The organism is Streptomyces sp. NPDC086080 (assembly GCF_044540255.1).
Taxonomy (GTDB): Bacteria; Actinomycetota; Actinomycetes; order Streptomycetales; family Streptomycetaceae; genus Streptomyces.
On the sequence record NZ_JBITRU010000030.1, the window covers coordinates 111,701 to 124,529 of the forward strand.

Below are 12,829 nucleotides of genomic sequence, written 5' to 3' on the forward strand. Positions count from 1 at the left end.
CCGCGGAATCAGCGCGCGATGCTTCGACGACCTCACGAAAACCATCCACTCACAGTGTTCTTGACGTCAGATGCAGCATCGCCGATCGCCTTGCCTGCGTCTTCTACCGTGTCTGTGACCGTGTTGACCATTCTCCTGCCACGTTTGGTTTTCGCGATATACGAAATGGTGTAGCCCGCACCAAAGCCGAGTACGACGCCGGCTCCGATCCCCCATCCAACTGGGCCCCCGAACCATGCGACGGTCGCCATAGTTCCCCAGGTGGCTGCCGTCCCGGCCGCCATCCCACTGACGTTGGCCGCGACCGCGACGTCCTTCTCCTCGCCGTGTCCGATGTCCCACCCGATCGCCCCCACAGTGAGCACCGTCCCGACGAGAGGCAGCTTGCCGCCCGTGTGCAGGGCCCGGCCGAAGAGAGTCGCCGAGCTGGGTGGCCGGAGGCCGGGTACCTTGCCGATCAGCCAACTGCCGCCTTCCGCGAAGGAAGCCTCCAGCAACCGGGAGAACGAGCCCATACCGTACTTGGTGAGAATCCGCTCAGCCTCGACAGCGGACTGCCTGGCTGCTCGCGCCGCCCGCCTCGTTTCCTTCTTGAACTTGCGCCGCTCCTCCGCGGACATGCTGTTGACGCGCCGCTGGTACAGCCGACTCGCCTCGTCCGAGAACTTCTGCGACCGCTCCCAGAAGTGGCCGGCGTACTTCGCCTGCATGCCGATGACGGAGGCCAGCACCCCTGCTGTGTCCGACCACGTGTCCGCCGGATCACCGAGCTTCTTCGCCGCGATCACCGTGTGCTTCCACGCGAGGGCCCAGAGATCGGGGTCGTCACCCTGCATGAGCGCCCTGCTGAACACCGCGGTGGGCTCGTCCTTGCCGAAGTCACCGTGGAAAAGGGCGGCCGCCCTGCTGAATCCGGCGGCGGGGGCGACGGCCTGGGTCGCGGTGGTGAACGCGGAGCCGAACACCCTGACGTCGGCCTCCGCCGTGGGCGCCTCGGTGGCGGCAACGGTCACCGGCAGCACCTTCAGCAACTCCGGATCGAGCTTCGCGTAGAACGCCGAGGCGAAGTCCGGGTCTCCCTTGTGCCGCGCCAGCTCGGCCGCGATCCGGTGGAATTCCGCACCGGCCCGGCCCCGGTCGAGGTCCGCCGCCTCTGCGGTCTCCTCGGCGAGCTTCCTGCCGTTCGCCCGCGCCTTGCCAACGGTCGCGACGGGCTCCCGTACCCGAACCAAGGGCTCGCCCTTGCGCCCCGCGCTTCCCTGGTCCAGTTCCATGGCCGCGGCGAGCCCTTGTCTCCGGCGCAGTATGGGGAGTTCGTCGTCCACCCAGCCGGCGATCCTCGCGATCTCCGACAGGTGCGCTGTATCCAGTCCGAATTTGTGGAACCGGGAAAGGTATGCGGTGCTCGCTCCGTGCAGCGACTTGCTGCCGGATTCCAGGTCCTTGATGGTCCTCAGTAAATTCTCCGGATTGATTCCGGAGAAGTTCGGGTCAACCATTGGATGCTTCCTGGTGTGCGCCGACGCCAGGCCGGGGATCGACCAGGACCGATTTCGCGCCCGAACCTGCCAGTGCCCCGGGAACTTCACCGGCGGGCAGCACGGCCCACGGCTGTTCCTCCCCCATCGCCTCGACCAGCAGCGAAACCGAGGTGAACGCGAGTGCGGCCAGTTGTTCCCGGCCGTCGGCGCCGGTGACGGGTAAGAGGGCCACCTCGATGGTGCTGCCGTCATGCGGGGGGCTGTCCATGGTGGGCAGGACGAGGTATTCGGGACTGCTCTCGGGCATGCCGACGGAGGCCATTGGCCCAGATTATGAGGTGCTGAGACCAAGAGGCAATTCCGGCAGCGAAATTAAAGTCGGAAGGTAATATCAATAGTCGAGTCGCGGAATTGGATTCCGCGTAGGCGCAAACGCCGCCGGGGCGCAGGGACCCACCCTGAGGGTGGTGGTCCCGGCGCCCCGGCCGGCTGCACTCCGCGTGATGCGCCGAGGAATCAGGTGGCGCGCTCGATGTTGTCGGCGCTCGTGTTCGCGGACTTGCTGGCCTCGTTCAGCGTGTCGACCCACTTCTCGAAGGTCGGCTTCACGTCGCGCCAGTCGTCCCGGAACCGGTCGGCCTTGGGACCCTTCCAGTAGCCAGTGCTGTCTGCCGTGGCCGTCTGAAGGTCCTTGATCAGGAGCTGCAGGTCGTGCGCCTTGCGCGCATAGGTCTTCGACAACTCCCGGAGCCGTGTGAGATCTGCACCGCGATCCATGGCGATCCTCCCCGTGTCATCAGGAACAAGCGGACTGTCCGTTTGCAACAGTGGACGCTATCGCACCACAGCCAGTTCCCGCCCGGCCAGGGCGGGTTGAGACGACAAGGTGAACAACTCGTGTGCGTCGGGACAGGGCCGTTCGATCCGGGCGTGGTTCGGCGCCGGGAGGGTGCGACCGTATGCTGACCGTCAGGACTGTGGGGGAGGCTGCTGTGGCACAACCGGAGATTCAGGAACTGAACCAGCGCGCCGGCCAGTTGCGTTCACTGGCCGACGACATCGACTCACTGGTCGACACGGCCAAGAATCACAGCACGACCGGTATGAAGTCCTGGGCGGGCCCCAACGCGGACGAGGTCCGCGGAAAGTTGAAGGGCTGGCAGACCAAGTGCGGCACCGTCGCCAAAGCCCTGCGCGACGAGGCGCAGCGGTGCGCTCAGGATGCCAAGGACCTGCAGGGCAGGCAGGGCAAACAGGAGTAGCCGCCGGGACCGACGATGGCGACGCGGTTTTGATGCTCGTAGGGGCCGATCCTCATGGGGAAGAAGAAAAAGAAACGCCGCGCGGACTGGACTCCGCCGCCGAAGTCCGCTGAGCGGGTTGCGCACGAGGCGGAGTGGCGCAGAAGGCGCTTCCTCAGGGAACAGCCGCCCGTGCCGCCGTGGCGAGTCGTCCTTGCTCTGGCCGCGATGTCGTTGCTGACCGGTGGAATGTTTCTTGTCTTCCTGCTCCCCTCGGAGTCTCTGGTGAGCGACCTCCGCTCTCGAGGTGTCTCTGTCTGGGCCGAGGTCACTGCCTCGCCCAAGGACAAGTACGGCAATCCGGGTAACGTGAAAGTGAAGTTCAGCGATGCCGAGGGAAAGAGGGAGACCTCGCTCCATGACTGGGGCGGTATGCGCCCCGAAGGTCTGGAACCCGGTGGTGTCGTATCGGTGACGTACGACCCTCGGGACCCGGCGCGCGTGCTGACGACGGACTGGGTGAGGAATCCGCCGACCATGACGGCGCCCATGCTGGTCACGTTGTTGCTGTTCCTCCTCTTCCTGGCGGGCGCGGTCTTCGGAGCGATACGGCGGCGCATCCTGCTCGAGAGGAGGAAACAGATCACAGCGGCCTGATCGGACAACGCCGAGACTGCGGAAATGGACGGGAACACTCGTGGCGGACGCACAGCCCACAGTGGTCAATCCGAGGAAGGCGGACCTGGAGAAGCTCCGCCGCGATCTCGCACAAGAGGTCGAGCGCCTGAGGAAGGCGCTGAAGGGGCCGACCGAGGACATCGGCGGCGACAAGGTCTGGGTGGGGAAGAACGCCCGTGCCTGGCACCGGGAACTGCAGGGCCGCCACAAGAAGCTGGGTGAGCAGGTCGACAAACTGCTGCCGCTGGTCGACGCCGCCCTCCGAAACGAGCCCGAGAAGGTGACCCCGGCGGAGGCCCGGTCGTACCACAACAGCACCTGACGCCGGTCCTTCCGACCGGACCGACGGTCCCAAGCCCTACGCGCCCGCGCGGGTGAGCCGTACCGCCGCCTCCGTCAGGGGCCCGGCCTCCGCTCCGCTTCTGGACGGCATCGACCTGACCGGCGCCGTCCTCACCGCGGACGCCCACCACGCCCCTGACTACGCTACCTACCTGCACGGACGCGGAGCCCACTACCTCGCGGCGGTCAAACGCAACCACCCTGGACTGCACGAGAAGGTCCGTCGCCTGCCCTGGCGCGACATCCGCCTGGACCACTACGAATGCGGACGCGGCCACCACCGCGACGAGATCCGCGGCCTCAAGACGGCCGCCTTCATCCACCTCGACCACCCGCACGCTCGGCAAGCCCTCCAAGTTGTTTGCTGGAGAAAGGACCTGGGCACCGGCAAGCTGACGATCGAGCGGATGACCTGGTCACGAGCCTGCCCGCCCGGCGCGGCCACCGGCAGCGAACCTTTCGCCTCGACCCGCGGCCACTGCCACATCGAGAACCAGCTCCACCACGTCCGGGACCTCACTTTCCACGATGACGCCTCGAAGACCCGCAGCCGCCAACTGCCCCGCGTCATTGCCGGCCTGCGCAACCTCGCCATCGGCGTCAACCGCCAGGACGGCCACACCAACATCGCGCCGCCCTCCGCCGCACCGCGCGAGACCACCTACGGCCCCTCACCGCCCCCGGCCTTGCATGACGAATCCGGACACGAGATCACTTCTCAAACACCCTGGTCTTCCGGCGGGCAACGCGGGTTCGTGCGGTGCGGACCGTGCGGCTGGGGACAGGGGGAAGTCTGGCTGATGCGGTCGTATCCTGGCCGTCGAGACAGCGGGGGAGGCTGCCATGGGAAAACCCGACATTCAGGAACTCAACCAGCGTGCCGGTGAGTTGCGTTCGTTGGCCGATCACATCGACTCGATCGTCGACAACGCCAAGAACCACAGCACCACCGGAATGAAGAGCTGGTCAGAACCCAACGCGGACGATGTGCGCGGCCAACTCAGGACCTGGCAGACGAAGTGCGGGACGGTCGCCAAGGCCTTGCGGGAAGAGGTACAGAAGTGCACGCAGGATGCCAAGGACCTGCAGGACAAGAAGAACTAGCCGGCGTCGCCGCCGTTGACAGGAGGAAACCGACCAGTGCCCTCGCATGACAGCTCACGCGCCCGCTTTCGGTTGGCCGACCGGCACATCGCCGTGTTCGCGCATCTGCTGGACGGCGAAACACCACCTGATGAGCTATGGGAGACCCTCGTGGAGCTCCAGCGCATTGGTCTGGTGGGAGAGGAGGGGGAGCTGGCGCCGATGCTGCGCGGCTTGCTCGATGCCCTTGCGAACCCGCTGGTCGTGATTCAGGTGGAGATCACGGGAGAACAGGGGCCGGTGAACAACGGCGTCGTCGTGGGTCAGGGCGCGGTGTATTCGCACGACGCCTGGCCGGGCGAGGAGGAGTCCGAGTACGTTGCCGTCGAGGCCAACACCCTCGTCTGGGAGCTGGCCAGAAAGGTCAATCTGCATCGGGGCGAGAAGCCCGAGGAGGGGACTCCGGAAGCACGCGTCGATACGACGATGGCGGCGCTCGATGCTGCTTTCGTCGCTCTGGAAGGACATGGTCGGGACGATGACACCGCCCGCATGACGGTCCGCAAGGCGCTCGCTGAGGCCGACCCCGTGCTCAAGGGCGCGGCACTCGATCAGTTCACCGAGTTGGTCACCTCTTTGAACGCGACCTGGCGCATCACCACCGCCTGGGACGGTGAGCACGACGGCGAACGCTCCACCATGATCCGTGCACTCGCCGTCTGGGACTGTGGCCCTGCAGGCTATTGGATACGTGAGCAACCAGAAGAACCGATCATGCCAGGTCAGGTCGGCCCCGACAGCCCCTTGGCCCTCGTGCGGTCCCACTCGGCGGAGGTCTGGGAGAAGATCACGGACCTGCTGCCGAACCGCGAGGAGATGCTGATCGAGAGCGAGTGACCATAGACTGCGTCAGTCGACCGCCGGACTCGGACCGGTCAAGAACATGCTGCCGAACAGGCGTGAGGTCAGAACCAGTTCATTGGATTCGCCTTTGACTTGGCGATGCTCTTGCCCAGGTCTCCGACCTTGTCACCCACCCACTTCTTGGCCTCTCCCGCCTTCCTCTCGATGTCGTCCCAGTGCTCGACCACTTTGGCACCGCCGTAGATGAGGCCCGTTCCCACGGCAAGGCCTATGGTCACCGGGTTGGGCGCGACCATGGCTGCTGTCAGGGAGGCATTGAAACCGACCTCGGCGACGTCCGCCACATATCCGGCGCCCCTCCTTTTGAACGCGTCGACCGGATTACCCTGGGAAATGACGTTGGCCGCGCTGTAGCCAGTAGAGAAAACCCCACCAACGATTCCGGCACCGCGCAGGAACCCGGCGGTCTTGGCGGCGGCGCCCAGACCGGTGCGCAGCGCACTGGACCCCCCAGCGGCGTCCGGAACGATCTGAGCCAGGGAATGAGCGAACCGTTGCTGGTTGGCGGCCTTGGTGAAGACCTTGATCAGACTCGCGTTTCCGGCACGTGCCACGGGCTGCCCCGAGTGCGTGAAACCACCATATTTCTTGGCCAGTTCGTCGGAACCGACCAGGAAATCGATAACTCCGTTGGCGCGAAGCGTGCTCATCAGGGGGGTGGAGCGCACCCAGTTGTAGCCCTCGCCCAGCAGGTCCCCCCGTATTCCGCTCGTGAGCGGAATACGGGACAGGTTCTGGTATGCCGTGCTGCGCCCGAAGAGGGCCCCCAGTTGTCCCGGCAGCCAACTGCCCGGAGCACTCAAAGAGCGTATCTTTGGCGTCCACTTGATGAGACCGTTGCCGGCGGACCGTATGAGCCCGCTGTCCGATCCTCGGAGGGCCACGCCCAGGCGGGTCTTCCATGTCCGCAGTGCCCCGGCTTTCATGGAGTTGCCCACCAATACTTTCGTGAGCGAGGCACCGTGGACTGTGACGACGGCTGTGGCCGCGGTGACACCAGCCCAGTCGCCGAAGAGCCCGATCATGCTGGCGACCGTCTCTTCGTGTGGTTGCAGGCCGGGTATGCGTGTGATGGCGTGCGCCTGAAGCCGCTCCACCCATTCGCTCAGCGATTCATCGGGCTTACGCCTGAATTCGTAGGCTTTTGGGTCACCGCTGGCCGCAACCGAGTTGGCCAGGAGGAGGGCGTCCGGCTCGAGATCCGCTGCCCTGTACTTCTCTATCTCCTTTGCGCTGAACCCGGCCCACAACAGCCCGGCATGCGGGTCACCGCTTTCAAGCCGGGCGATCACACTTCGCTTGCGCAGGTCGGAAGCGGTGTCTCCGGACCAGCCGCGCAGAGGCTTGAGCGAGGCCAGTTTGCTGCCGACGCCAAGCCTGGACGCCCTCGTGAAAGCCTCGTCCGCTCTGTCCTGGACGCCTCCGCGTCCGTCGAGCAACTTGGCGAGTTGATCCAGGTCATCCGGATTCACGTTCCTGAAACCCATGGACCATCCCCCTTCCTGTCCGGCGGCGTGTGTGGTCACCCTTCCGGCGCTTCTTGTCCGCTGGTTGTGTCGTGCCCGTGATCAACCGTTGCGCAACAGGCCGTAGGCGAAGACGAGGCGCCGGTCCAGCCAGTCCGCCCTGATCAGATACCTGGCGTCATGGTCCGACGTCATCACCAGTTCCTTGCCGGACCGCCATTCGAGGACACGGGATTTCGAGGGCTGATCACCTCCCTCCGCACCCATGTCGGCGACCGCCTGGACGACGCCCAGCAGCAACTTTCCGGCGCCGCGTTGTACGACCTCCTTGCGTCCGCCTTCGGCCCACTCGGCACTGCTGGTGATTTCCGGGCGCCCCGGCTGGTCGATACGCCATGTCGGTTTCAGTGCATGCTTGAGGGGTGATATGCGCCGAATAGTCCCAATAGGTTCGCCGTGGGCGTCATGCACCCGGTAGTGGCGCATGCCGTTCACATGCTCCGGTTCGCCGACCGAGCAGAGCAGTTGATGGCCCTCGGGGTCCATGTACAAGCCCTTCTCCGCGGCCTTCGGACGGGATGATGGAGGGAAGAAGGCACACGGCGCGAGGACGCGTTGGGCACCGCGGCCCTGTGCCACTCTGAAGGCCCGAGGGCCCATCACCGCCTGCTTCCGGTGCGGGGTGACCGGACGCTCCTCATCACTGATGCCGAACTCCCAGGCATCGGCCCAGGGGACGGTGGGAACGGGCGGCTCGGGGGTGTTGTCGTTCTTGCCGAACACCAGTGATCTCCATGGCTGTGGTGGGGCGGACCGGCGCATTGGTCCAGGCCGGGCTACGCATGCGAGCGGGTGATCGTCACAGCCCTCTCCGTCAGGGCCGAGACCTTGAACAGGACACCCGCGAACTCCACCGGATCGCCGACGCGTACGTCCTTGTACGACGCGACCGGGATGGCCGCGCAGTTCGCCGCGATGCCGGCAGTGCCGGTGCCGGTGTCGACGTAGGAGACGGTAATGGACAGGCCTGTGGGGAAGCGCTGGACTCCGCCGTTGGCGACGAGGGACAACTCAGCTCCCTCGGACGGGAAACCGGCTGCAGCGGTGGCCCGGACGTCCTGGTTGGTGGTGAAGCACAGGGGAGCGTCCGCGGGTCCGCCCGCCGACTCCATGGACTTGGGGCGCGCCGACAGCGTGGCCTTGTCCTCGGCGGCCTTCGGTTCGAGGACGACGCGGTAGGAGCAGATCTGCCGGACGGTGTAGGTGTGGCCGGAGACGGTGACGTCCGCCCCGGTGCCGACGGTCCACTGCCGCTGGCCGGAGCTGTATCCGGCGCCGTCGCGGAGCGTCGCCGTGCGCGTGGTGCCGTCGGCCGCGGCGTCCTCGTACTGCACGCCTCCGCCGCCCGGCAGCTGGAAACCACCGCCCCGGAGCACGTGCACGCCGTCCTCCGGCGCCTCACCCACACACACCGGGCCCTTGTCCTCGGATGCCGCCTGTGTGGTTCCAAGGGTTGTCGTCGGCTTCCCTCCGCCGCCGCCTCCGGTCGCCGACGATCCGCAGCCGGCCAGCGCGAGCAGGGCCAGAACGGTGCCTGCGGTCCTGCGGTACCTACTCACCGGCCTGAGCACCGGAATCCTCCTCGGTCTCCTCGGGAACACGTTCCAGGACGATATGGGTCCGGTACTCGACCTCTGTCACCCGCCACGTGTCCCCGGTGATCTCCACCGTGCTCCCGGCGACCAGTTCGTCGTACTCGGCGATGAACTGCCCCTCTCGGTTGACCTGGATGCGGCCGTGCACGGAGGGCTGAGCGAAGATCGTCGCGACGATCCGGTGGGTGAGGCCGTCGTGCACGACGGTGTACGGGATGTGGTAGCGAAGCACCCAGCGGCCGTCGAACTCGAACGGATATTTCACCTGCGTGCCGTCACGGGACATCGAAGGCCTCCGGCGCCTGGAAGTACTGGTTGAACTGCTCCTGCGTCACGGTGATCGGCGGATAGCCGGACGTACCCCAGGGATTGCCGAGGATGACCTTGCCGTCGTCGGTGAAGCCACGGACGTAGTAAGCGTGGTTGCTGTGGTAGGTGCTGCCCCACTCCTTGGGGTGGTTCTTGTCCAGGCTCTCGTCGGCAGGGGTGGAGACGGTGACGACCTGACCGGACTCGAAGGCCTTCTTCAGGGAGCCCAGGTCCTTGTCGTCGTGTTCCCCGATGCCGAGGAAACCGCCGGTCCTCAGGTCCTCGCCCTCCCGGCCGGTGAGATAGGGAGCGGCCTTCTTCGGGTCGTCGCCCTCGATGCCGCCGTAGCCCCGCTCGTTGTCGCCGTCCTCCGAGTAGACCATCGCGAAGGCCTTCTCGTAGTACGCGGGCCAGGACTCGCCGTTGCCGTAGGTGCTGATCGGGTTGCCGTTCTGGTCGGTGGGCAGGTCGGCGGTCACGGTGACCCACTGGTGGTTGCCCTCCTTGTCCCAGACACGCACGCTGACCGTGCCGTTCGGGTTCTCCTTGATGCCCTCCTGGATGAACCGGGGGTTCTTCTGCGCCAGTCCGGCCAGTGAGGCCACGTACCAACAGTCACCGAACTGGTTCTGGTTGACGTCGTCGGAGGAGACGCCGTTGACGAACAGCGGGTCGCCGGGCGGCGCCCAGTGGATGCCGTTGTTGGTCATCCCGTTCTGGTTGTTGCCGCCCTGTTCGTAGGCGTCGGTGTTGGTGAACGTCGGCTGCATACCGGGGAACGCCGCCTGGAACTTGGGCACGTTCTGCGGGTCGATCTTCGACAGCATCAGGCTGAGCGTGTTCCTGCGCCGGTCCTCGGGCAGGCCGTTCTCGTCGAACGGGTTCCAGCCGGAGTCGCCCGTGTCGGTGAGGAGTTCGTTGTAGAAGGCGAGGTCCTTCGGGGACGCCTTGGAGATGAGGGCGTCGATCTCGGCAGCCGTCAGCCCGTCGAGTTCGCCGGAGACCTTCTCCAGGTCGTCGCGGTTGCCGTTGGTGCCGAAGTCCTTGCCGTCGAGCGCGCGAAGGTTGCGCAGGGCCTCGTCTATCTTCTTGGCGTCGGGGGCCGTCTCGTCGAGGAAAACGCTGCCGTCGGCGACGGGATAGCCGTTGCGCGCCAGCTCCTGCACTCCCTCCAACTGCTTGATGCGGCGCTTCATCGACGACTGCATGTCACCCAGCTCGCCGGTGAGCGAGCCCGGCAGCCCGCGGCGCCCGCCGAAGAACGACGGCAGGGGAACCAGATCCCCGACAAGGGCCTGCAACTCGGGATCGCGGGAAGCGGTCTGCCCCGACGGCAGGTTCTGCTGAGCGGTGGTGAGCAGGGCAGCCAACTGGCTGTGCAGCTTGCCCGCGTTGCCGGCGAGCGTGTCCAGATCGTTCGCGAGAGCGGTGAGCTTGACGGCGTCGAATCCCCGGAACCCCATCAGCTGCCGCCCGTCCCAGCCTTGGCCTTGTCCTTCTCCTTTGCCTGCCGCTCCAGTTCGTCCGCCTGGTTCTCCCAGCGGGTGGCGTCGGCCAGCAGGGCACCGCCCATGCCGTTGAGCGTGCGCTGCCTCTGCTGGAGCCGCGCCGTGCAGTCGTCGGCGAAGGGCCCCTGCCAGATGGCGCCCTTGTCGTCCCCAGCCCGGGAGCCGGTGCGCGGAGCGGCCTTCTTCACCACGCCATCGAGATACGTCCCCAAGCTGCGCGCCAGCGTCCGCGCCTCACGCGCACACTCCCGCAACCGCTCGGCCCGCTTCTTCAACTCGGCACCGCTGTCCGCATCTGTAGGCCCCACGGCCGACATCCTCCCCGTTCGCTGATATTTCCGGCGACGTCACGTGAGTTGACGCACGGGATCGCCGCTGAAGCATACGAGAGTCGGTTCCGTTCCACGGTTGCGGAGCGAAATCTCCCCGACTGATGCAGGCCCACCACGTAGGCACCGTAGCCCGACGACACTGCAATCAAATTAGCCTTGCTGTGTCCGGCGGCCGATTCGAAAAGAACAGAGATAGCTCCCGAATTCCCTTATGTCGGCTTTCGTGGCATGCGGGTCGGCCGTTCGGTGGTCATAAGGTATAGGTGTGATCGAACCGGCTGAAGGCAAGGAAGGGGTTGAGCGAATGAGCGGAGTGTCCTTCGAGCTTCAGCGTGCGTCGTCCACTCGCGGGCGCCGGGGCGAGGTCTTCTCGTGGTTCGGCCAGGTGGAGGGCCTCGGACGTATCGAGTTGGCCTTTCCCACGGAGCACAGTGACTACCCGTCTGAGTACTGCGAGGTGGCGGTCAGCGGTGAAAGCTTCCCACTTGTCACCTATCTCGGGCTGCGGTACCTGCGGCGCCCCCTCCTGGCCAGAGGGGAACTACGGGTTGACTGGGGCCCAGCGGACCTTTCCCGGAACGTCTACCGACCGGGCCGTCTGGGGCGAGCTCTTCGCATTGATGTCGTGGGGCGCTCCTACACTTACGTCCAGGTCGGTGGTAAGCGTAGCCATGAACTGGCTCGTGAAGGCGCACGCGTACGCATGAGGCGCTCCGGTTGGAACAACCCGCAGACGTTGTCCGGGGCCTGCTCGGGCGCGGCGGATGCCCTCGACATCAGCCTCGCTGTAGTGCTGGAGGCCGTGTACACGCGCAATCTATCTATGCCCGGAGCACTGGTGTCGATACCGGGGCGCTTTCTGAACCGGTGCAATTTTCTCTGATTTCTGGAGGACACAACAGAATGCCTTCCTTGGATGCGGCGCGACGTCGGCTGCGGTTGTCCGATGCTCATATCGGTGTGCTGGGATTCCTCGTCGAAGAGAACCAGCTGCCGGAGGAACTGTCGCAGTCGCGGGTCGAGTTGCGGGAAGCAGGGCTGCTTGACGGTGACGACAAGATCGTCGCCGACCTCTATCCACTCGTTTCCACGCTGATGGCGCCGCGTGTCATCGCGCGCGTGGAAGTCACCGGTCCGCAGGGTGTCACCAGTAACGGGGCCGTCATTGGTGACGAGTTCATCTTCATTCACGAGGCGTGGCCTGGTGCGACGGAGTCGGAGTACGTGCCCGCGGAGCCCGAGACCCTGGTGTGGTCTCTGGCCAGGATGGTGGACCTGCACCGGGACTTCACCGATGAGGCCAACGGCAGCGAGGTGATCACGTCCACCATGGGCTTGTTCGACCAGGTCATCGAGCGCATGGAAGCCGGGGAGTTCGAGGAGCCGGAGGCTGTGGCAGAGGCGACCGGCACTCCCCTACGACTCTCTGAGATTCTTGCTCAGCTGAACTGCATGTGGCGCATTACTGTGGTTTGGCAGGGATCGGGGGAGGAACGAAGTCCGGGCGGGCTCTCCGTAGCGGCGCTGTCAGTCTGGGACTGTGGCCTTGAGGGCTACTGGCTGCGCGAACTGCCGGCTGAGCCGGTCAGTGACGGTCAGGTGGAGGCGAGCAGCGACCTGCGGGTTCGACGAACATCGGCCAAGGAACTCTGGCGCCTGATTACGGGTCTGCTTCCGGATGGGGCGCAGCTTTCCGCTGCCCAGCCGAGAGCTTCCTAATACTCCAGTCGTAGATCGTGATCTTCCTGGTGGGGGCCGGGGGCAGCCTGCAGTGCTGCCCCCAGCCCCTGGGTGGGTCAGTCTGACCAGC

General features: G+C 65.7%; 17 protein-coding genes. 8 read left to right on the forward strand and 9 right to left on the reverse strand.

Annotated features, from left to right (window positions below; all coding sequences use genetic code 11):
• Window positions 1-32 precede the first annotated feature (32 nt).
• From ACIF9R_RS29360 to ACIF9R_RS29370, 3 genes are all read right to left on the reverse strand, one after another.
• The gene (locus tag ACIF9R_RS29360) at window positions 33-1,589 is read right to left on the reverse strand and encodes a hypothetical protein (protein ID WP_399985401.1); all 1,557 of its coding nucleotides are present in this window, start codon (window positions 1,587-1,589) and stop codon (window positions 33-35) included.
• Window positions 1,492-1,803 (reverse strand): SAV_915 family protein, encoded by a 312-nt coding sequence (locus ACIF9R_RS29365; protein WP_399985402.1) that lies wholly within the window; start codon window positions 1,801-1,803, stop codon window positions 1,492-1,494. The genes ACIF9R_RS29360 and ACIF9R_RS29365 overlap by 98 nt, the downstream gene beginning before the upstream one ends.
• A 194-nt stretch (window positions 1,804-1,997) precedes the next feature.
• Window positions 1,998-2,258 (reverse strand): WXG100 family type VII secretion target, encoded by a 261-nt coding sequence (locus ACIF9R_RS29370; RefSeq protein WP_030221971.1) that lies wholly within the window; start codon window positions 2,256-2,258, stop codon window positions 1,998-2,000.
• 215 nt (window positions 2,259-2,473) lie between these two features.
• Between ACIF9R_RS29370 and ACIF9R_RS29375 the strand changes: the two genes are divergently transcribed.
• From ACIF9R_RS29375 to ACIF9R_RS29400, 6 genes are read left to right on the forward strand one after another with little or no spacing between them, the layout of a single operon-like run.
• On the forward strand, window positions 2,474-2,743 hold the full coding sequence (locus tag ACIF9R_RS29375) for a hypothetical protein (protein WP_399985403.1): 270 nt from the start codon (window positions 2,474-2,476) through the stop codon (window positions 2,741-2,743).
• A gap of 54 nt (window positions 2,744-2,797) precedes the next feature.
• Entirely contained in the window at window positions 2,798-3,379 is a 582-nt protein-coding gene (locus tag ACIF9R_RS29380; RefSeq protein ID WP_399985404.1) for a DUF3592 domain-containing protein, read from the forward strand.
• Window positions 3,380-3,419: 40 nt separating this feature from the next.
• The gene (locus tag ACIF9R_RS29385; RefSeq protein ID WP_399985405.1) at window positions 3,420-3,722 is read left to right on the forward strand and encodes a hypothetical protein; all 303 of its coding nucleotides are present in this window, start codon (window positions 3,420-3,422) and stop codon (window positions 3,720-3,722) included.
• A gap of 52 nt (window positions 3,723-3,774) precedes the next feature.
• Window positions 3,775-4,629, forward strand: a complete 855-nt coding sequence (locus ACIF9R_RS29390) for a hypothetical protein (protein ID WP_399985406.1) — start codon at window positions 3,775-3,777, stop codon at window positions 4,627-4,629.
• A 10-nt stretch (window positions 4,630-4,639) separates the two neighbouring features.
• Window positions 4,640-4,846: a hypothetical protein gene (locus ACIF9R_RS29395; protein ID WP_399985407.1), complete on the forward strand. Its 207-nt coding sequence runs from the start codon at window positions 4,640-4,642 to the stop codon at window positions 4,844-4,846.
• A 36-nt stretch (window positions 4,847-4,882) separates the two neighbouring features.
• Entirely contained in the window at window positions 4,883-5,722 is an 840-nt protein-coding gene (locus ACIF9R_RS29400) for a hypothetical protein (protein ID WP_399985408.1), read from the forward strand.
• Window positions 5,723-5,790: 68 nt separating this feature from the next.
• On the opposite strand, the gene ACIF9R_RS29405 is transcribed toward ACIF9R_RS29400, so the two are convergent.
• From ACIF9R_RS29405 to ACIF9R_RS29430, 6 genes are all read right to left on the reverse strand, one after another.
• Window positions 5,791-7,236, reverse strand: coding sequence for a PE-PGRS family protein (locus ACIF9R_RS29405; protein ID WP_399985424.1), 1,446 nt, complete (start codon window positions 7,234-7,236; stop codon window positions 5,791-5,793).
• 81 nt (window positions 7,237-7,317) lie between these two features.
• A complete protein-coding gene (locus ACIF9R_RS29410) occupies window positions 7,318-7,998 on the reverse strand; it encodes a hypothetical protein (RefSeq protein WP_399985409.1) in 681 nt (226 codons plus the stop codon).
• 53 nt (window positions 7,999-8,051) lie between these two features.
• Entirely contained in the window at window positions 8,052-8,846 is a 795-nt protein-coding gene (locus ACIF9R_RS29415) for a hypothetical protein (protein ID WP_399985410.1), read from the reverse strand.
• Window positions 8,827-9,156: a hypothetical protein gene (locus ACIF9R_RS29420; protein ID WP_399985411.1), complete on the reverse strand. Its 330-nt coding sequence runs from the start codon at window positions 9,154-9,156 to the stop codon at window positions 8,827-8,829. Before ACIF9R_RS29420 ends, ACIF9R_RS29415 begins: the two co-directional genes overlap by 20 nt.
• Entirely contained in the window at window positions 9,146-10,642 is a 1,497-nt protein-coding gene (locus tag ACIF9R_RS29425) for a C2 family cysteine protease (RefSeq protein ID WP_399985412.1), read from the reverse strand. The genes ACIF9R_RS29420 and ACIF9R_RS29425 overlap by 11 nt, the downstream gene beginning before the upstream one ends.
• Window positions 10,642-10,995: a hypothetical protein gene (locus ACIF9R_RS29430; protein WP_399985413.1), complete on the reverse strand. Its 354-nt coding sequence runs from the start codon at window positions 10,993-10,995 to the stop codon at window positions 10,642-10,644. Before ACIF9R_RS29430 ends, ACIF9R_RS29425 begins: the two co-directional genes overlap by 1 nt.
• Before the next feature lie 289 nt (window positions 10,996-11,284).
• Here ACIF9R_RS29430 and ACIF9R_RS29435 point away from each other — a divergent pair, with 289 nt between their 5' ends.
• Together ACIF9R_RS29435 and ACIF9R_RS29440 are read left to right on the forward strand one after the other, a co-directional pair.
• Window positions 11,285-11,902, forward strand: a complete 618-nt coding sequence (locus tag ACIF9R_RS29435) for a hypothetical protein (RefSeq protein ID WP_399985414.1) — start codon at window positions 11,285-11,287, stop codon at window positions 11,900-11,902.
• 20 nt (window positions 11,903-11,922) lie between these two features.
• Window positions 11,923-12,738, forward strand: a complete 816-nt coding sequence (locus ACIF9R_RS29440; protein ID WP_399985415.1) for a hypothetical protein — start codon at window positions 11,923-11,925, stop codon at window positions 12,736-12,738.
• Window positions 12,739-12,829: the final 91 nt, after the last annotated feature.